The organism is Shinella sp. 20P9.1.1, assembly GCF_057798995.1.
In genome coordinates, this window is record NZ_JBYOLC010000002.1 from 269,857 (window position 1) to 287,393 (window position 17,537).

The window sequence follows — 17,537 nt, forward strand, 5'->3', positions numbered from 1 at the left end:
GGTCTCCTGTTACGCCGCGCGGCGCAGCACCGGCCGCGTCAGGCAGGTCGGGCCGCCTTCGCAGGCGATGCACAGCGCATCGGCCTCGAAGGTCTGCACGGTGCAGCCGGCCGCTTCCATGGCCGCCTTGGTGGCCGGGAAACCCTCCACCATGATGACCTCGTGCGGGCGGGTCGGCAGCACGTTGAGCGACAGGCCGTTGCTGGCGTGGAACTCGTCGGCCGGCGCCTCGATGAGCGTCACGCCGCGCTTCTTCAGGAGCTGGTAGAAGGCGGCCGGCAGAAGGGGCGCGAAGACCAAAGCGAGATTGTCGGCGAGCGGGCTCATCACGCTCATCAGATGCAGGCAGGCCTCTTCGCCGTGCCAGAGCGGCAGGTCATAGGCGAGAACCGTGACGCCATGCGGCGCGAGGATTTTCGAGATCTGGTCGATGCCTTCCTGGTTGGTGCGCACGCCGCGGCCGATGACCAGCGTCTTGGCGTCGAGCCAGATGCAGTCGCCGCCTTCCACGGTGCCTTCGCCCGTAATGCGGCCGAGGATCGGGATCTGGCGCTCGGCATAGGCCTTTTCGTGCAGGGCGGTTTCGGCCACACGCAGCGGCTTGCCCATGCGCAGCAGGATCGCGCCATGGTCGGACATCAGCGACGGATCATGGGTGAACATGGCGTCGGCCAAGCCGTCGCCGTCGTCTTCCAGCCAGATGATCTCGGTGCCGGATTTTTCGACGAGGTCCGCGAAGGCCTTGTACTGGTGCACGGCGCGCGCACCATCGAAGGTCGGGCCGTAATGCCATTTGGCGGGATCGGCGGCCGAGAGGCTGGCGCCGGGGCGGCGCATCAGAACGCGCATCAGGGGGGCCGACATTTCCTGCGAACCAAAGGCGGTCATTCAATACTCCCAAGGAATTTTTGATCGAAAGCGGATGCTGCCAGAAAAGTCAGCGACGACGCTATTATACGCTTGAACAATTTCTTAACAAGTGCCACGATGCAATCCACAAGACGAAACGACGGGCCGAAGATGCCCGCGGGAACGCTGAAAAACAGGGGAATTTGGCATGTGTCATGCATCGATTTTCCGTGCGCTGGAGGTCTCTCCACGATGACGGAACGCGCCGAGGCTATCGCGGTCACGCAACTGCACAAGCGCTTCGGACCGCTCGAGGTTCTCAAGGGCGTATCGCTCACCGCGCATGAGGGCGACGTCATCGCCATCATCGGCGGATCGGGCTCGGGCAAGTCGACCTTCCTTCGCTGCATCAACATGCTGGAGCTGCCGAGCGCCGGCACGGTGACCATTCATGGCGAGACGATCGCCATGAAGAAGGATGGTCATGGCGGCATGATGCCGGCCGACCGCAAGCAGGTGCAGCGCCTGCGCTCCCGCCTCGGCATGGTTTTTCAGAGCTTCAATCTGTGGCAGCACATGACGATCCTCGAAAACGTCATCGAGGCGCCGGTGCATGTGCTGGGCATCAAGAAGGACGAGGCGATCGAGCGTGCCGAAACGCTCTTGCGCCGCGTCGGCCTCCACGAGAAGCGCGATGCCTATCCGGCCTTCCTTTCCGGCGGCCAGCAGCAGCGTGCGGCGATTGCCCGCGCACTCGCCATCCAGCCCCATGTCATGCTTTTCGACGAACCCACCTCCGCGCTCGATCCGGAACTGGTGGGCGAGGTGCTCACCGTCATCGGCGACCTCGCCAAGGAAAAGCGCACCATGATCCTCGTCACGCACGAGATGAAGTTCGCGCGCAACGTGGCAAGCCATGTCGTGTTTCTGGCGAACGGCGTCATCGAGGAACAGGGCCCGCCCGACGAGATTTTCGGCGCACCGAAATCGGAGCGGCTGAAGAAGTTCATCAGCTCCATCCACTGAGAAGCAAAAAAACCAACAGAGGGAAAATCATGAAGAGTGCCTTGAAGACAATCGCCCTTGCTGCCGTCATCGGCCTTTCGGCCATTTCGGGTGCCGCGGCCGAGCAGGTCCGCGTCGGTTTTGCCGCCGAACCCTATCCGCCCTTCACCTCGCCGGACGCCTCGGGCAACTGGGAAGGCTGGGAAGTGGACTTCATGAAGGCGATCTGCGCGGAAGCGAAGCTCGACTGCGTCATCACGCCCGTCGCCTGGGACGGCATCATCCCGGCGCTGACCACCAACAAGATCGACATGATCATCGGCTCCATGTCGATCACGGCGGAGCGCCTGCAGACGATCGACTTCTCCGACAAATACTACAACTCGCCTCCGGGCATCATCGGCGCCAAGGACGTGAAGTTCGACGCCACGCCGGAAGGCCTCGCCGGCAAGACGCTCGGCGTGCAGGTCGCGACCATCCACCAGGTCTATGCCAACAAGTATTTCGGCGCCGCCGGTGCGACGGTCAAGGAATACCAGACGCAGGATGAGGCAAACAACGACCTCGCCGCCGGCCGTATCGACGCCGTCCAGGCCGACTCGATTGCGCTCGGCGACTTCCTGAAGACCGAACAGGGCTCGGCCTGCTGCGACATGAAGGGCACCGTGAAGGACGATCCGGAAATCCTCGGCCTCGGCGTCGGCGTCGGTCTGCGCAAGGGCGAGACGGAGCTGAAGGACAAGATCAACGCTGCCATCAAGGCGATCCGCGCCAACGGCACCTACGACACGTTCTCGAAGAAGTATTTCGACTTCGACGTCTACGGCGGCTGATCAGGCCTCGCATGATGATGCCGGCGGCCCGCGCCGCCGGCAATTCTCCTCGAACAGACACGAGACCCCATGGCCGATGCCGGATCGCTGATCAACTGGAGCCTGCTTGCGTTCGCGCCGCCCGGCTGGGGCGGGGTCCTTCTGGCGGGGTTGTGGAATTCCATCCAGATCGCCGTCGGCGGCTACGGGCTCGGCCTCATCCTCGGCACGGGCGGCGCGATGGGCAAGCTTTACGGCGGCCCTGTCACCAAGGACCTGCTTGAGGTCTACACGACGCTCGTGCGCGCCGTGCCGGAGCTCGTGCTCATCCTCATACTCTATTATGCCGGCACGGATGTGTTGAGCCAGATTTCCGCGGCCTTCGGTTGGGGTGCGGTCGATATCAGCGGTCTTGCCGCCGGCATCTTCGTCATCGGCGTCGTGCAGGGCGCCTATTCCACCGAGGTCATCCGCGGCGCGATCAAGGCGGTGCCGGGAGGCCAGATCGAGGCGGCGCGCGCCTATGGCATGTCACCCACCCAGATCATGCGCCGCATAACGCTGCCGGCCATGCTGCCCCACGCCATTCCGGGCCTCTCCAATCTCTGGCTCATCGCCACCAAGGATACAGCGCTGCTGGCCGTCGTCGGCTTCTCCGAGCTGACGCTGGTGACGCGCCAGGCGGCGGGCAGCACCAAGGCCTATCTGCTGTTCTTCTGCGCGGCGGGCGTGCTCTACCTCATGATCACGCTGATCTCCAACGTGCTGATCGGCTTCATCGAGCGCCACTACCGGCGCGGCATGACGAGGACGGCGTGATGACCGAGCAGACCGTTTCCGCCGTGGCGCTGACCGAACTGCCGAGCCGGCAGAGCTTCTTCAAGCCGCACCGCATCGTGCTGATGGCGATCGCCGCGATCTTCGTGTTCTGCGTCATCTGGTTCATGCGCTGGGAATGGGTGCCGAAATATTCCGGCGCGCTGGCCCATGGCGTCGGTGTGACGCTTTTGATGCTGTTTGCCACCTCGATCCTCGGCTTCTTTCTCGCCGTGCCGATCGGCCTCGTGCAGGTGACGGGACCATGGCCGCTGAAGATGCTGGCCAAGGGCTTCTGCACCATCATCCGCGGTACGCCGCTGCTGCTTCAGCTCTGGCTGCTCTATTATGGCTTGGGGTCGCTGTTTCCGCAGTTTCCCGGCATCCGCAGCTCGTTCCTCTGGCCCTATCTGCGCGAGGCGTGGCCCTATGGCGTGGCGGCGCTGACGCTGTCCTTCGCCGCCTATGAGGGCGAGGTGATGCGCGGCGCCTTTGCCGGCGTGCCGCCGGGGGAACTGGAGGCCGCGCGGGCCTATGGCATGAGTCCCTTCACCATGTTCCGCCGCATCTGGCTCCCGCGCGCCGTCTATCGCGCGCTGCCGACGCTGAACGGTGAAACCGTGCTGCAGCTGAAATCGACGCCGCTCGTCGCGACGATCACCGTAATCGACGTCTATGCCGTCATCTCCAAGGTGCGGCAGGCGACCTACCTCACCTATGAGCCGCTTTTGCTGCTCGCCCTCATCTATCTTTGCCTCACGGCCATTCTGGTCGTGGCCTTCCGCTATTTCGAAAGCAAAATTCCTTCGCGTGGTGCCTGATATGTCCATTCATACGTCGCTTCAAAATTCCATGCCCGAACTGGTGGCGATCCGCCGCGACCTGCACGAACATCCCGAACTCGGCCTCGAGGAGTTTCGCACTTCCGACGTCATCGCCCGCCATCTGGAAAGCTATGGATATAAAGTGACGCGCGGCCTTGCGAAGACCGGCCTCGTCGCGACGCTCACCAACGGCACCGGCCGCAAGTCCATCGGCATCCGCGCCGATATCGATGCCCTGCCGATCTTCGAAGAGACCGGTCTGCCCTATGCCAGCAAGACGCCCGGCAAGATGCATGCCTGCGGCCATGACGGGCACACGACCATGCTTCTGGGCGCGGCCAAGGCGATTGCCGAGCGGCGCAATTTCGACGGCACCGTGCATCTGATCTTCCAGCCGGCCGAGGAAAACTTCGGCGGCGCCAGGATCATGGTGGAAGAGGGGCTGTTCGATCAGTTCCCCTGCGATGCCGTCTTCGGCCTGCACAACGAGCCGAACCTGCCCTTCGGCCAGTTCGCGCTGCGCGACGGCCCGATCATGGCGGCGGTCGACGAGGCGCGTATCACCGTCAACGGTGTCGGCGGCCACGGCGCCGAACCGCAGGAGACGCTGGACCCGATCGTCTGCGGCGCTTCCATCGTCATGGCGCTGCAGACCATCGTCTCGCGCAACATCCACCCGCTTGACCCGACGGTTGTTACGGTCGGCTCGTTCCATTCGGGTTCGGCCAGCAACATCATCCCGAGCCGCGCGGAAATCGTGCTCGGCATCCGCTCCTTCGATCCCGGCGTGCGCGACGAACTGGAGCGCCGCATCCGGCTGATCGCCGAACGGCAGGCTGAGAGCTACGGCATGAGCGCGACGGTCAACTACCAGCGCTTCTATGACGCGACCATCAACCACAAGGCCGAGACCGACCTGGTGCGCGACCTGGCGATCCGTTTTGCCGGGGCAGACAAGGTCGTCGACCTCGAACGCCCCTTCATGGGCAGCGAGGATTTTGCCTATATGCTGAAGGAACGCCCCGGCACCTATTTCTTCCTGGGTGGTCGCAGCGGCGAAAACGACAAATCGCTGCATCACCCCGGCTATAACTTTAATGATGACCTGCTTCCGGTCGGTGCCGCCTTCTGGACGGAGCTTGCCGAGCACTATCTTCGGGCCGCCTGAGCGGTTTTTTGCAAGGGACCGGGTTTGCGCATCGCGAATCCGGTGTGGCTTGCAAGGGTTGGCGGACCGTTTCGCCACCTTTTCGTCATTTTTCGTGAACCGTCCGCCCACAAAACCTGCCTTAGGTGCCCCTGAAAAAGCACGCGGATGTGATCGGCCGCGAGCCGCAAAACCTTGAAATCGCCGCCTGGCCTTCCTGTGCCACATTTCTTAATGAGCGATTCTTGGCCGTATCGCGATGCGGCGATCGGCGAATAAAATATTTTAAAAACAAATAGATAGTTCAGATTCTTCGGCGCGGTGATACCCGCTGCCGGAGCGATTCCGCGCGCCCCGCGCGGCCGTTCAAAACGGCGCTTTGATCGTCAACGTTTCATTGACAATTAGTTTACTGCCCTCAAACTTGCGTACCATTTAATGAGGGTCCATATCAAAGGGGTATTCAGGGGCAACCTCTTGGAGAGCATCGCAAGAACAAAAGGAAATACCACCATGAAGAAGCTCGTTGTTGCCACCGCCTTGCTCGCCCTCACGGCCGGCACCGCCTTCGCGGAAAGCCCCTATGCAGGACGCACCGATGTCTTCACCTCCGGCCCGCAAGCCGGCCAGTCGATTACCGACCAGACGGTCACTTCTTCGGTTGGGCATATGGCACGCCCTGCCGCATCCGACGGCGTCGTCGATCACATCGACCCTGCTGCCAATCGCTACGGCGACGGCGCTCCCTACGCAAGCCGCTGAGCAAAACGCCAAAAACAAGCCCGGAGCGCGCCGGAAGGCCGACCGCTCCCCATCAGATAGGAAAGAGTAAGACCATGAACAAGTTCGCAATCGCCATCGCCGCCCTGTCGCTCTCTGCCGGTGCCGCTTTCGCCGAAAACCCCAACTTCGGCACCAACGACTTCCCGCAGACCCGCCAGGTCGCCGTCGACCACACCACCACGGCGTCGATCAAGTCCAGCAATGGCTACGCCGCAGAGCGCGCCGTCGGCAAGGATAGCGCGTCGGTGCTCCGCTACGGTGATGCTGCTCCCTACGCCACCCGTTAATCAAGGCCTCATTCAGGCCCATCGCCGACCGGCAGGTCCGGTCGGCTGATCCTCCCCAATTCGAAAGTTTAAACCATGAACAAGCTCGCAATCGCCATCGCCGCCCTGTCGCTTTCCGCCGGTGCCGCCTTCGCTGAAAACCCCAACTTCGGCCGCACGGACCTCCAGGCCAGCCAGCCGGCCGTCGACCACTCGATCACCGCATCGATCAAGTCGCACAAGGATGCCGCTGCTGCTGACAATCAGGAAGTCGCGATCTCGTCCTCGACCCGTTACGGCGACGGCGCTCCCTACGCCGGCCGTTAATCAACGCCTGACACAGGCCCTTCGCCGACCGGCAGGTCCGGTCGGCTGATCCTCCCAAAATTCGAAAGGTTAAGACCATGAACAAGTTCGCAATCGCCATCGCCGCCCTGTCGCTCTCCGCTGGCGCCGCCTTCGCTGAAAACCCCAACTTCGGCCGCACCGAGCTCCAGGCTAGCCAGCCGGCCGTTGACCACTCGATCACCGCATCGATCGAGTCGCACAAGGATGCCGCTGCTTCGTCCAACCAGGAAGTCGCTCTGTCGTCCTCGACCCGCTACGGCGACGGTGCTCCCTACGCCGGCCGTTAATCAACGCCTCAAAAAGGCAATTCGCCGACCGGCAGTCCGGTCGGCTGATCCTCCCAAATTCGAAAGGTTAAGACCATGAACAAGTTCGCAATCGCCATCGCCGCCCTGTCGCTTTCCGCCGGTGCCGCCTTCGCTGAAAACCCCAACTTCGGCCGCACGGACCTCCAGGCCAGCCAGCCGGCCGTCGACCACTCGATCACCGCATCGATCAAGTCGCACAAGGATGCCGCTGCTTCGTCCAACCAGGAAGTCGCGATCTCGTCCTCGACCCGCTACGGCGACGGCGCTCCCTACGCCGGCCGTTAATCGACGCCTGACACAGGCCCTTCGCCGACCGGCAGGTCCGGTCGGCTGATCCTCCCAAAATTCGAAAGGTTAAGACCATGAACAAGTTCGCAATCGCCATCGCCGCCCTGTCGCTCTCCGCCGGTGCCGCTTTCGCTGAAAACCCGAATTTCGGCCGCACCGATGTCCAGCAGTACGGCCCGAACGCCGGCAAGCCGGTTATCGACCAGACCACCACCGCGTCGATCAGCAACAGCGGCCCGCAGGGCAAGGTCGATTACGTCGATCCGGCGGCCAACCGCTACGGCGACGCTGCACCGCGCTACTAACCGCGACCATAGGCTGGGTCTGTTGCGAGGCGCCCCCTCTCTGCCTCGGTCCTGAGGACCCGCCTGTCAAACCTCCGCCGTTCCCCCCGGCGGAGGTTTTTTGTTGCCGCTGCAAGGGTGAAAGGCCTCGGCGCGATTGCCGTGTGTGCAGCGCATACCGAGCGTCGCTCTCGCCGTTAGAGGGCTTGGATTGATTAATAAATTAGCGATCGGAATTTAACTTCACGTAACGTAATTGCATCCAGCTTCGCGCCAGCTTGCATGCCTAGGTTCCGCCTCGGCCAGCATGCAGGCCCGCAAGCGAAAGACAGGACCGCACCCTCCTTTTGCTTAACCCCCGGGCCTGCATGTGGCCTAGTGTCTCGCGACAGCGAGACGCCTTTCCCCCCGCACATTCCTCTGCTATCCGGGTCTCGCAAAAGGAGACCGGAATGGCGAAGACGGCTGAAGACTGCACGACGATGGCGGAGATCCGCGAAAACATCGACCGGGTCGACCAGGCGCTGATGGCGCTCTTCGAGGAGCGCTGGAGCTTCATTCGCCGTGCCGCCGAGATCAAGGCGGGCCTGGGCATTCCCGCCGACGTGCCGGTGCGTGTGAAGGAAGTGCGCGATAACGCCAACCGCAATGCGCTGGCCCATGGCCTCGACGGCGATTTCTACGAGGAGATCTGGGCGCAGCTCATCCAGCACGCCATCGCCTATGAGAAGGCGGAGCTCGGCGAGGGCTGAGCAGATCACCTAGATCTGGTTGCGCTTGCCGAGATGCTCTTCCCAGTCGAGCGCCGTGCGCACGATGAAATCGAGATCGTCATGCTGCGGCTGCCAGTTCAGTTCCGTCATCGCGATGGAGGGATTGGCGACGATCAGCACGGCATCGCCCGGCCGGCGGCCGGCGAACCGCACCGGGAAATCCTGGCCCGACACGGCCTTGACCTGCTTGAGCACCTCCAGCACCGAGAAACCCTTGCCATAACCGCAGTTGGCGACGATCGAGCCGCCGCCGGCACGCATGCGCTGCAAAGCCTTGAGATGCGCGTTGGCAAGGTCGCTGACATGGATATAGTCGCGCACGCAGGTGCCATCAGGCGTCGGGTAGTCCGTTCCGTAAACGTCCATGCCGTTGCGCTTGCCAAGGGCCGCCTCGCTGGCGACCTTGATGAGATGGGTGGCGCCCGCCGTGGACTGGCCAGTGCGGCCGCGCGGATCGGCGCCGGCGACGTTGAAATAGCGCAGCGCCGTATAGGTGAAGTCATGTGCGGCGGCGGTGTCGCGCAGCATGATCTCCGTCATCAGCTTGGAGGCGCCATAGGGCGATTCCGGGCGAAGGGCGGCGGTTTCCAGCACTGGCTCGGTGCCGTCGGGCGTGCCATAGACGGCCGCCGTCGACGAGAAGACGAAATGCGGTACCTTGGCCGCCACGGCTGCCGCGATCAGCGCCCGTGACTTGACCGTGTTGTTCTCGTAATAGGAGAGGGGATCGGCGACGGATTCCGGCACGATGATCGAGCCGGCGAAATGAATGATCGCGTCGATGCTGTTTTCGCTGAAAATGGTGGACAGCAGCGCGGTGTCGGCGATGTCACCCTCATAGAAGCGCGCCTCGGGCGCGACCGCCCAGCGGAAGCCGGTGGAGAGCCGGTCTAGCACCACCACCTCTTCGCCGGCGTCGACCAGCGCCCAGACCATGTGGCTGCCGATGTAACCCGCGCCGCCCGTAACCAGAACCGCCATGAATATCCCCGAATCGTTCGAATTTCAGGCATATCAGCGCGCCGGCCGACAAGACGCAACCGCAATCGCGCCGGCGCGTTCTTACACATTGGAAAGATAAGGCATTGGGCACATATCACGGCGTGCAGCGAGATGCCGCCAGTCCTTGAGACGTCCGAAGCGCCGTGGTTCCGTGGAAAACAAGGCTGAAGATGGTTATTCGCTCATTCGTCAGCCAAAACAAATTCCTTATCAGTCAGGCTCCATCAAACCCGCCTGAAACACAGCCGTCTTTCAAATCGATGGGGTAATTCCCCTGGCCGACCAAACTGTTGAATCTCATTGTACGTGCGCAGTGAAAGACTTTCCCAACCAGCTTTCGACGAATGCCGCACCACCGAAGGTTGCTTTCCAGGCTGTAAGAAATCCAATACACGATGCTGCGTGAACGTCAGCCGCATAAAATTTAGCTGCTGAGCACGCTGCCTCTTGAAGCCTTGATGTCTCGCAATTACAAGCGCTGCGATTGAGCTTCTGGTGCGGCCAATTTTTCGCCAAACCCGACGGCGATACCAAGGGCGATACCAAGCAAGCCAGAGCATGCGACCAAAGCTAGGATAGCCTGGCTTTGTGACGTTATGTTGACACTCGATCTCGAACTATGTGATAGATCGCCGCGCCTTAAAAATGAAAGATGGCACCATGAACTACGCATACGCAATAATCCCTTTTGTGCTGGGTGTTATTCTTGCGACTTTGTTCCATACAGTTTTTGGAAATATCCATAAAATTGCGGAATCTGTCTATCGCTCTATTCTTAAGCACGGAAAAGGATCGGCGTCCGCCAATAAGCTTGTTCTTTACTTGGACGGCATTCTTTCTCGTCGCGTGACGCCTCCCTATAACAGGCGGCTTATTGCACTTGTTCAGACGAACAACAGTGGCTCGAACACGCTTGCGATGTATAAGTGTGCTCCGGACTGGATACGGTCGAAATACGATATCCGTATTGTAAAGTACAGATATCCGCTAAACTTCAAAACCTATAAGCTTTTGCGTGATGCTCGGGTGATTTTCCAGACGCACGAGTATGAGTTTTTTGCTCGAAATGAGTATCAGATCGGTGTCCAGCTTTGGCACGGTTTTCCGATGAAGTCGGCTGGCCTGATGTCTAACAAGAGCGGCAAGAACTACTATTATGGTATGCTCCGCCGCCTTAAGAGCATATACGACAATAGCGATCGCCTTTTCTTTTCGTCGTCGTCGCCGATGTTTGAGACCGTGGTGAATTCGTCCTTTCCCATCGGAAAGAAGCAGTTTCTGTTGACCGGAAATCCTCGTAATGATCTGCTTTTTAAGGCGGATGGAATTCACGAGTTCTTTAGGTCGAAACTCAACATTGACGATGATCAGCGTATCGTCTTCTTTGTTCCGACGTGGCGGCGCACCTACAAGAGTAAGAGGCGTGTCGACGGCAACAAGTCCATGAGGAATATTTTCGGTATGCCTCATGAGGGCTATGAGCCCTTCATGGAATATTTGCGTGAAAACAAGATCACTATTGTTGCGAAGCTTCATCCCTATGAAGAAACCTTTTTCATTAGGAAGTTGCGTGGGCAAAATATTCCAAACTTTGCTCTGCTCACGGATGCTATGCTGGAAGACAGTGGAGTCGATCTTTATGAACTCCTCGGTCAGGGTGATGCGCTCATAACCGATTACTCTTCGATTTACTTTGACTTCCTGCTCGTTGATAAGCCGGTGATCTTTACGCCTGTCGACATCGGCGACTACGGTGACAGCCTCGGTTTCGTTCTCAACCCTTACGAAGACTGGACGCCAGGCCCGAAAGCTGTGACGTTCGAGGAATTGAGCGACGCCATTACGAGAAGCATGGAACAGCCGGAAGAGTTCAGCGCAGAACGGCAACGGGTCGCGCGCACCGCTCACTCGTTCAGGGATGCCAATTCTGCAGAGCGCCTCTGGTTGTGGATGGATGAAAAGCTGACGAATTCCCCCATCTGACGCGTCTGAGCCGAGCGGCATCTAACATCTAGGGACTTTTGACATGTGTGGAATTTTGTTCTCGACAAATCCGTCGGTTACCACAGAGGCGTTCCGTTCTGCTTTGTTCACCATGAACCATCGTGGTCCTGATGCCTCATCGGTATCAGAGTATGGCCATACCAAGCTGGGACATAACCGCCTCAAGATCATGGATCTGGAGAATAGGTCGAACCAGCCGTTCACGTCGGCAAACGGACGCTACGTCATCGTTTTCAACGGCGAGATCTATAATTTTCGCGAGCTTCGTGACCGGCACCGGATAGCAGCACGCACCACGAGCGATACGGAAATCCTGATAGAATTGTATGTTAAGCTCGGCGTGCGCTTTCTGGACGAGCTTATCGGCATGTTTGCCTTCGTCATCCTCGATCTTGAGAGCGGCGCGGTTTTCGCTGCGCGCGACCGCCTTGGGGTAAAGCCGCTCTACTACGTAAGCACCGCGGATGGCATCAGCTTCTCTTCGGAACTGAGAGCCCTGAAGGAAATGCACAACGTCGATCGCCTCGACTATATGGCGATCCGTCAATACATGAAGGCCCGCGCCTTCTTCAATGGACGGACCCTCTATTCCGATATCTCAATGCTTCCAGCCGGGCACTATTTCCAGGATGGGAAGGTGCATAAGTATTGGGATCTGCCGCATTCCGATTATTCCAAATCGGTCACTGACGAAGAAATTCGCGACATGATGATCAGTGCCGTGAACTACCGGTGCATTTCGGACGTACCCGTCGGTAGTTATTTGAGCGGCGGTCTCGATAGCACCATTGTCGCTGGTTTGAGCTCGCGCCCGGATACGTGGACGGTGGGTTTTGAAGACAACAATGAATTTGAATGGTCGCGCCTGGCCGCCAAAAAATTCGGGTGCGATCATCACGAGGTTCTGATCGATTCTGATGAATTTGTAGACCTTGCTGGCCGAATGATCGCTCACCGCCAGGAGCCGCTGTCTGTTCCCAACGAAGTCTCTCTCTACAAAATGACGAAGGCGGTCAAAGAGAAGAATACGGTTGTCTTGAGTGGCGAAGGCGCTGACGAACTGTTTTTCGGTTACGACCGTATCTTCCGTTGGGCTTCGCAGGGCAAGTGGGACATCCGTGAATTTGATTCTTACTACAGCTATGGATCACATGTCGACTTCGATATCCTGGAAGATATCCTGTTGCCCGTTAGCGACCGATCCGACTGCTTGGACAAGGTTGCCGTATTCTTCCAGAAGTATCACCTTCATGGCTTGTTGAGGCGCCTCGACAACAGCACGATGCTCTGCTCTGTGGAAGCGCGTGTTCCTTTCGTCGACCATCGATTTGTTGAATTGATGTATGGCGTGCCGGCGGAATTCCGTATGCAGGGCGGTGTTGTGAAGGCACCCTTGAAGCGGGCATTTGCGGATCTGGTGCCGATCGAGATCATTGAACGCAAGAAAGTAGGTTTCCCTGTCCCGACGGATTCGATCTTCTCGGGCAAGGGGACGGGCATGGATCGCTGGCTCAAGTTTAATATGGAAACGCTTTTGGGTGAGCGCTGGAGCGACATTCAGTCCGACATCCTGAAAGCATGATGCGATAATAGAACCTTCTGGAGACATACAATGATTTTGGGGTATACGGCCGGGGTCTATGATCTCTTCCATGTCGGCCATGTTCGAGTCCTGAAGAATGCAAAGTCGTTGTGCGACAAGCTTATCGTGGCTGTCAGCACGGATGAACTGGTGCACGAATACAAAGCCAAGAAAACGGTCATTCCGTTTTCCGAGCGCCTGGAGATCGTCAATAGCATTCAATATGTCGATGTCGCAGTTCCGCAAACGACGCGTGATAAAATGGACGCGTGGAACCGCTTTAAATTCAACGTTATGTTTGTCGGCGACGATTGGTATAATTCGCCCAAATGGAAAGAACTGGACGCAGAGTTTTCGGCTGTTGGCGTCCGGATCGTGTATTTCCCCTATACGATGAGCACGTCGTCGACGCTGATTAACGAGACGCTTCAGAAGCTTAGGACTGACAACTAGGTGATCGAGGATCGGGATCCTTTCGACGACTATAATCGTATCGTTCTTTGGGGAATGGGGCCATTTCTTGATGAGGCGATCGATCTTTTGGAAAGTCGGCAGCGGCTGTCTTCCGTCGTGGGCATTGTTAAACACGAGTCGGAAGATGCCGCCTACAGGGGGATCCCCATCATTCGAGAAGTCGTCTGGCGGGATCGATTTCTAAAACGCGTGCTGGTTGTCAATTGCGCGGCGCGTCGTAATCGGGAAAAGATCGAGAGGAGAATACGCCGCCAGCGATTGGATTTTGTCAGTGTCGATGACTATTTACGCGCATATAAGGAGCGGCGAGAGGCGGGCTATCCCAGCTTTATCTCGAACCTTAATGATGAGCTGGCGGCCCAGCGTGAAAGCCGGCAGGGACGTTTCTTCTTTGTTAGAGAAATTAGCCGCTTTCTCCAGCGTCGTCGCCGCCGCTATCCGATGGTCTCGATCGAATCCAGTTATGATGATTACTGGATAAAGCGGCGCGACAATAATTCCTTCAGTATATCCCCCAGTTCCCGCTACAGGGCGACAGTAATCGCCCAGCAGATTGAACCAAATTCATCACTTTTGGACATTGGATGCGGCGACGGCACGTTTATTAAGGAGATCGACGCGCTCTGTGATGGGGTCAAGTGTGATGGCATTGACCTATCCAGTGTTGCTGTTGAGATCGCCAACTCCCGCGGAGTGCAAGCATATCAGCAAGATATAACTGTAACGCCCATAGATAAGAAATACGACTATATAACACTAATGTGCGTTTTGGAGCATGTCGTTGATGCTGAATTGCTGGCTGAATCTCTAAAGGGAAAATTTAAGAAGAAGCTCTTCATCGCGGTTCCCAATATGGGGTATGTAGAACATCGTATTGATCTGGCGCTTTTTGGGAAAACGCCCATAACCACCATCGTATACCACATGAAGGAACATGTTCGTTTCTGGAGTCATAGAGATTTTATCTATTGGCTTGAGCAGATGGGATACAGCGTGAAAGCTCACTACGGCTTATATGGCGGAGTTCGTCTCTGGGCGTTCCACAAATGGTTTCCTAGTCTAACGGCTGCAAATATTTTATACGAGATAGAGCAGGCTACTGACCTAAACCCCTGACCCGAGCCCGATTGCCTGTTCAGCTTCCGGGAGAGTCCTGGGTCGAAACGGCCTCATGCCAGCAGTTTTTTCTATAGCCATTTTCATTGCGAGCTCGTTCGGGGAGCTCAACGATGAGTAGGGTCTGTTGCTGTTGTCACCTTCCTTCCGGGCATTGATGACTGCGTATGCGTGGGCAAGCAACCAGAGCAGGGCTCGTTCAGACACTCGTTGCCAAGCACGCGCGGCTGGGAAAGCGCCCATTCGGCGCGCGGCGAGAATCGCGCCGCCGAAAGCGCCGGTTGAGCGAGTGGATCGATCTTGTGTCGCACGGTTGTGACGGGCTTCACCGCGCCGCGATATAGCTGGCGAGCCGGCCGGCGGCTTCGGCGATCTGACGGGGATCGCGCAGAAAGCAGGCACGCATGAAGAGTTCACCGCCGGGGCCGAAGGCTATGCCTGGCGCCAGACCGACATTGGTGCGGTCGACAATGTCGATGGTGGTACGGCGCGAATTCGTCACGCCATCGATCTTCAAGAAGGCATAGAGCGCACCATCCGGCTTCAGCGTTTCGACGCGGTTGGTGGCAATCAGGGCATCGCAGAACACGTCGCGGTTCTTCGTCGCTTTGTCGATATTTGCTTGCAGGAAAGCATCGCCCTCGTCGAGCGCCACAATGGCGCCCTGCTGCAGGAACTGCGGCACGCCGGATGTGGAATACTGAATGAGGTTTTCCAACACTTGGCCCATTTCCGGCGGCGCGACGATCCAGCCGACGCGCCAGCCTGTCATCGACCAGTTCTTCGAGAAGGAATTGACGAAGATGATCTTGTCACCCGCCTCCATCACATCGAGGAAGGACGGCGCCCTGCCGCCAGCATAATGATAAAGCGCATAGATTTCGTCGGCCATGATCCAGAGGTTATGGCTGCGTGCGATGGCGAGAAGGTTCTTCAGGTCCTCGCGTGACGCCGTCCAGCCGGTCGGGTTCGAGGGCGTGTTGATGAAGAGCACGCGTGTCTTCGGCGTGATGGCGGCCTCGACATGGTCCAGATCGACCTGCCAGCGCCCGCCCGCGAAATCGAGCGTCACGGCAATGGGATTGGCTCCCGAAAGCGCGGCCGCTGCCGCAAAATTCGGCCAGGCCGGCGTGAGATAGATCATATCGTCACCGGGCGAAACGAGCGCCTGGATCGCAAGCGTGATCGCCTGCATGCCCGACCCGACGACATAGAAATGCTCCGCCGGCAGCGTCACACCGAAACGCCGTGCATAATAGCGCGACAAGGCCGCCCGAAGCTCCGGAATCCCCCGCTGCCAGGTATAGAAGGTCTCGCCGCGCAACAGCGCCTCGGAGGCCGCCCGCGAAATGAACTCCGGCGTCGGCAGATCCCCTTCGCCCACCCAGAGCGGAATGAGGCCGTCGCGCCCGCGCGCGTAATTGACGACCTCGACGATACCGCTTTCGGGCGCGCGGACGGAGCGGGGGCTGAGATTTTCGATGATGGTCATGGAATGGCCACTCCGGCGTAAGTACCTCGTCGCGTTCGACGATTTCGGACGCAAAGATCTATCGGGTTTTGCCGGAGGGGCAAACGAGTTTCGTTGATGGACGCATCAATCGATTTGACGTTACCGACTGTCCGACCAGTCATCGATCGCCAGGGACTGCCCGGCCTTTAGGTCGTAGCATGACGAAGTTTCGATAAGGCCTGGGGTAAATTGAAGGCCGCGTTTCCTATGAAGGAAGAGTGGAGCATCTCAGAAGTCAGAGTGCGCTTGCTTCGCTTAATTTTTGCGCCAAAAACGCTCGAATGGCAAAGGATGCACGTTCCGAAGCGCCACCGTCTCCGCAAAAACATAGACTGCACAGTTCGGCATTCGCTTGCTTGAAATCAAGCGCGTTGATCATAAGGTCGTTCGCGTATCGCCCTATGTCCTCGGGGATTCGCGCGACGGGGCCAATTTTCTCGCGCATATTGAATTCAATAGAGTCTTTGTCGATCGAACTCGTTTGATTGAAGTCCGCGACAATCGCAAATTTACCTGCATGCAACGCGTCAAAAAGGGACCCGCTTGTATCGCTCACCAATATATCGGCAAGTTTCAGACAGTAGAGATATCGGTCATAGTTCACGGTCCGTCGAAATAGGATATTTGCAAGCTTATTCCGAAAGATACGGGTGTTGTGATGGGGCGACCACAAGACATTAAACTTGGCCGCCAAAGAGCGGCAGCTGTCATTCAATGCCGCCGTCATTTTTTGGTCATTCCAGCTCGGCGCAAACATAATGGTCGGCTTTTTCGGGTCAATCTTTCTGCGCATGCTCTCGAGAATCGATTCATCAAGTGAATCATCGAAATATTCATCCATTCTCGGGTTTCCGACCGGAATGACAGGCGCGCTTGTTCGTATTTTTTGACGGGAATATTCGCCGAAGCAAAGAACCAGATCGGCCTCCTGCATCCATTTTCCGTATTGATGCCATTCTTTTGAAAGGCTGTACTGGGTGGCGATTAGCGGCATATTCGGTAGCTGTGCTCGAGCGTCCGTATTAGACTGCACAACCAGACCATCAACCAGTCCTGCAATGGGTGACAGCTCAGAATTCCGAAGCTTAACGATCGGGTTGCTGATCTCCTTCAATACATCGAATGGAAATCGTCGGTGAAGGCCTGCGCGAACATCCACGAACAGAATCGCTTCGGGTATCGCTTTCAATACGCTGCGAAAATGGTAGAATTGAAATTCGTTCCAGACCAAAAAACCAATTCGCATGCATTCACACCACTGTCACAAACTAATAGATTGTGACCCTTTAGGGCATATTCCTCGCCATGTAAAATCCCCGCCTGACCCAGCCAAATGAGGCGTG

20 protein-coding genes are annotated in these 17,537 nt (G+C 58.1%); 16 read left to right on the top strand and 4 right to left on the bottom strand.

The features are described 5' to 3' along the window. Positions 1-9 precede the first annotated feature (9 nt). Positions 10-888 carry a dimethylarginine dimethylaminohydrolase family protein gene (locus AC27VQ_RS04905; protein WP_488715435.1) on the bottom strand — a complete coding sequence of 293 codons (879 nt, stop codon included), beginning with the start codon at positions 886-888 and terminating at the stop codon, positions 10-12. A 213-nt stretch (positions 889-1,101) separates the two neighbouring features. Here AC27VQ_RS04905 and AC27VQ_RS04910 point away from each other — a divergent pair, with 213 nt between their 5' ends. From AC27VQ_RS04910 to AC27VQ_RS04965, 12 genes are all read left to right on the top strand, one after another. Further along, a complete protein-coding gene (locus AC27VQ_RS04910; protein WP_313526739.1) occupies positions 1,102-1,875 on the top strand; it encodes an ABC transporter ATP-binding protein in 774 nt (257 codons plus the stop codon). Positions 1,876-1,904: 29 nt separating this feature from the next. Continuing rightward, entirely contained in the window at positions 1,905-2,687 is a 783-nt protein-coding gene (locus tag AC27VQ_RS04915; RefSeq protein WP_313526741.1) for a transporter substrate-binding domain-containing protein, read from the top strand. Positions 2,688-2,756: 69 nt separating this feature from the next. Then, positions 2,757-3,485 carry an ABC transporter permease gene (locus tag AC27VQ_RS04920; protein ID WP_488715436.1) on the top strand — a complete coding sequence of 243 codons (729 nt, stop codon included), beginning with the start codon at positions 2,757-2,759 and terminating at the stop codon, positions 3,483-3,485. Further along, positions 3,485-4,303 carry an ABC transporter permease gene (locus AC27VQ_RS04925; RefSeq protein WP_488715437.1) on the top strand — a complete coding sequence of 273 codons (819 nt, stop codon included), beginning with the start codon at positions 3,485-3,487 and terminating at the stop codon, positions 4,301-4,303. The genes AC27VQ_RS04920 and AC27VQ_RS04925 overlap by 1 nt, the downstream gene beginning before the upstream one ends. 1 nt (position 4,304) lies before the next feature. Continuing rightward, positions 4,305-5,474 (top strand): M20 aminoacylase family protein, encoded by a 1,170-nt coding sequence (locus AC27VQ_RS04930; protein WP_488715438.1) that lies wholly within the window; start codon positions 4,305-4,307, stop codon positions 5,472-5,474. A gap of 492 nt (positions 5,475-5,966) precedes the next feature. Beyond that, positions 5,967-6,215 (top strand): hypothetical protein, encoded by a 249-nt coding sequence (locus tag AC27VQ_RS04935; protein ID WP_488715439.1) that lies wholly within the window; start codon positions 5,967-5,969, stop codon positions 6,213-6,215. 74 nt (positions 6,216-6,289) lie between these two features. Next, a complete protein-coding gene (locus AC27VQ_RS04940; RefSeq protein WP_488715440.1) occupies positions 6,290-6,523 on the top strand; it encodes a hypothetical protein in 234 nt (77 codons plus the stop codon). A 75-nt stretch (positions 6,524-6,598) separates the two neighbouring features. Beyond that, complete coding sequence (locus AC27VQ_RS04945; RefSeq protein WP_488715441.1) at positions 6,599-6,829, top strand: hypothetical protein; 231 nt, start codon at positions 6,599-6,601, stop codon at positions 6,827-6,829. 77 nt (positions 6,830-6,906) lie between these two features. Further along, entirely contained in the window at positions 6,907-7,137 is a 231-nt protein-coding gene (locus AC27VQ_RS04950) for a hypothetical protein (RefSeq protein ID WP_488715442.1), read from the top strand. 75 nt (positions 7,138-7,212) lie between these two features. Continuing rightward, positions 7,213-7,443: a hypothetical protein gene (locus AC27VQ_RS04955; RefSeq protein ID WP_488715443.1), complete on the top strand. Its 231-nt coding sequence runs from the start codon at positions 7,213-7,215 to the stop codon at positions 7,441-7,443. Positions 7,444-7,520: 77 nt separating this feature from the next. Beyond that, positions 7,521-7,751, top strand: coding sequence for a hypothetical protein (locus AC27VQ_RS04960; protein WP_313526758.1), 231 nt, complete (start codon positions 7,521-7,523; stop codon positions 7,749-7,751). A gap of 431 nt (positions 7,752-8,182) precedes the next feature. Further along, the gene (locus AC27VQ_RS04965) at positions 8,183-8,482 is read left to right on the top strand and encodes a chorismate mutase family protein (protein WP_313526761.1); all 300 of its coding nucleotides are present in this window, start codon (positions 8,183-8,185) and stop codon (positions 8,480-8,482) included. Positions 8,483-8,491: 9 nt separating this feature from the next. On the opposite strand, the gene galE is transcribed toward AC27VQ_RS04965, so the two are convergent. Next, the gene (gene galE, locus AC27VQ_RS04970; RefSeq protein WP_313526764.1) at positions 8,492-9,484 is read right to left on the bottom strand and encodes a UDP-glucose 4-epimerase GalE; all 993 of its coding nucleotides are present in this window, start codon (positions 9,482-9,484) and stop codon (positions 8,492-8,494) included. Between the two features lie 681 nt (positions 9,485-10,165). On the opposite strand from galE, the gene AC27VQ_RS04975 reads away from it, so the two are divergent. From AC27VQ_RS04975 to AC27VQ_RS04990, 4 genes are read left to right on the top strand one after another with little or no spacing between them, the layout of a single operon-like run. Beyond that, complete coding sequence (locus tag AC27VQ_RS04975) at positions 10,166-11,488, top strand: CDP-glycerol glycerophosphotransferase family protein (protein ID WP_488715444.1); 1,323 nt, start codon at positions 10,166-10,168, stop codon at positions 11,486-11,488. Positions 11,489-11,531: 43 nt separating this feature from the next. Further along, a complete protein-coding gene (asnB, locus tag AC27VQ_RS04980) occupies positions 11,532-13,091 on the top strand; it encodes an asparagine synthase (glutamine-hydrolyzing) (protein ID WP_488715445.1) in 1,560 nt (519 codons plus the stop codon). Positions 13,092-13,121: 30 nt separating this feature from the next. Continuing rightward, the gene (locus AC27VQ_RS04985) at positions 13,122-13,544 is read left to right on the top strand and encodes an FAD synthase family protein (protein WP_488715446.1); all 423 of its coding nucleotides are present in this window, start codon (positions 13,122-13,124) and stop codon (positions 13,542-13,544) included. Further along, positions 13,545-14,681: a class I SAM-dependent methyltransferase gene (locus tag AC27VQ_RS04990; protein WP_488715447.1), complete on the top strand. Its 1,137-nt coding sequence runs from the start codon at positions 13,545-13,547 to the stop codon at positions 14,679-14,681. Between the two features lie 325 nt (positions 14,682-15,006). Here the strand turns inward: AC27VQ_RS04990 and AC27VQ_RS04995 are convergent, their stop codons facing one another. Beyond that, the gene (locus tag AC27VQ_RS04995; RefSeq protein WP_488715448.1) at positions 15,007-16,173 is read right to left on the bottom strand and encodes a pyridoxal phosphate-dependent aminotransferase; all 1,167 of its coding nucleotides are present in this window, start codon (positions 16,171-16,173) and stop codon (positions 15,007-15,009) included. Between the two features lie 256 nt (positions 16,174-16,429). Next, on the bottom strand, positions 16,430-17,440 hold the full coding sequence (locus AC27VQ_RS05000; RefSeq protein ID WP_488715449.1) for a CDP-glycerol glycerophosphotransferase family protein: 1,011 nt from the start codon (positions 17,438-17,440) through the stop codon (positions 16,430-16,432). Between the last annotated feature and the right edge of the window lie 97 nt (positions 17,441-17,537).